We start from the raw sequence: 1,797 nt of genomic DNA, 5'->3' as shown, positions 1-1,797 counted from the left end.
AGTTTCTTTGACCAAATCAGTGAAAATTCTCGAACGTTCGGCCAGGCACTGCTGAAGCGCGAGAGGAAACGATCCTTGGCGCCATTGTGTTTGTCTTGTTCTTTGTCCTGCTCGCCGCTGTTCGGATCTTTGTCCTAGGCTCTGCAATGAGCCGTTGGGGCTTCTCACAGCCGCAATTCTGATTGCATTCGAATTGGGTCTCTTTCGGACGGTGAACCGAGCCTTGCAATTGGGCAAGGCTGCTTCGCAGTTTACCTGGTACTGCACACTGACGAGAAGAGGCCATGTCCAGTCACGAAAAGTACGACACACATCGAAAAGCACTTGCCCTCAATCTCGATCACACCATCTTTGGTTCGTTCGCGGAGATCGGCGCCGGGCAGGAGGTAGCTCGTTGGTTTCTGCGTGTGGGAGGCGCTTCCGGCACGGTCGCCAAGTCAATCTCAGCCTACGACAAGGGAATAAGCGATCAACTTTATGGAATCGGGACACGCTATGTCTCTAAAGCGCGCGTCCAGGCAATGCTCGACACCGAGTGGGTACAACTGCTTGGACAACTCCAGGCCAGCCGCGGAGCTGACACCAAGTTTTTCTCATTCGTGGATAGTGTTTCTGCCAGAAATTACACGGGAACGAATGATTGTCATGGGTGGGTGGGGTTACGTTTCCAGAGGGTGCCGCGTGGAGGGCCCAATGAAATAATTCTACACGTAAATCTGCGGGACCTAAGCAATCAGAGCCAGCAAGAAGCTGTTGGCATTCTCGGCGTGAATCTAATCGATGCAGCGTTCCATGCTCTGGGAACACCTGAAGCGTTTCTCGCAAACTTGTTCGAGGATTTGGGGTCGCAACGAGCGGAGATCGACTGCTTGGAATGCAAGGGACCGGTCTTTGAAGGCTGGGACCGAAATGAAATTCACGTTTCTGGGCGGTTTTGATAGCGTGAGCCAGTTTCATGCGAATCCGGTTCGGGATACCTTGGCACAAGTGCCAAAGGGAGAGTTAGCGGAAACCAAAGGAAGACTGGGACTGTTTTGTCTCTCCCTCACTGGCGAGCGTGCGGAAGGCAGCAAAAGTCGGCTAGCAGAAGTCATGAACCATATAAAAACTCTCCAAAAGCTGACCTATGGAGTGATGCTATTCCGCGCAAGGGAACTCTACAAAATGAGTGCCTACGTAAATCGGTACACGAAATCCCGTATTCACTTTGCAATTGGTTTGACAGTACTCTTGCATGTATTTGACGATCGTTATAGGGAATTGCCTGGAACCTTACTGGAAGGTATTGCCCGGCTCTTTATGCAAAATGTCCGAGTCAGTGTTTATCCCATGGCGGCCGAGGAAGTGCGACGACGAGTAGAACTGGCCAGCCTCACAGGATGGAGATGGAAAGAGAAGGATGGGATGATCGCTGCTGACGATTTGTATCCGCCAGAACCATTGGACCATCTCTATCGATATCTGCTCAGCAGCAAATTCATAATCCCAGAAAAGCCAGCGAGTGAACGCAGTTCGCTGAAGATAGTCCGGATGGGTTGACGTTGCAGGCCAGCGGCAGAGCTAGCGGTGATAATGTTTACAGAGCAGGCCAGACACTGCCAAACCGTCCATCTTGAAAGTGGCCACTCTCCCAGCTTGGGCATTCACCGGGAACTCTAACACTGATATCGTCACGAACCGTACAGAATCACTCTCGGCTGGTGCTCCCAAGGCTCCTTGTAATACCAAAGCTCGACGCTTTCGACCATGCGGCGTTCACCAGAGAGGCCGATGATGTGATTTTCTCCTCCTGGCCAG

Annotated in this window: 1 pseudogene; it reads left to right on the top strand. The window is 51.9% G+C overall.

Annotated features, from left to right (window positions below):
- Positions 1-284: 284 nt before the first annotated feature.
- Positions 285-1,539 (top strand): annotated as a pseudogene (locus tag DMG62_25300) (hypothetical protein).
- The last annotated feature ends 258 nt before the right edge of the window (positions 1,540-1,797 follow it).

This window comes from Acidobacteriota bacterium, assembly GCA_003225175.1.
Lineage (GTDB): Bacteria > Acidobacteriota > Terriglobia > Terriglobales > Acidobacteriaceae > Gp1-AA112.
Note: the sequence above shows the minus strand (reverse complement) of the source record. Positions and strands in the feature narration are given on the sequence as shown.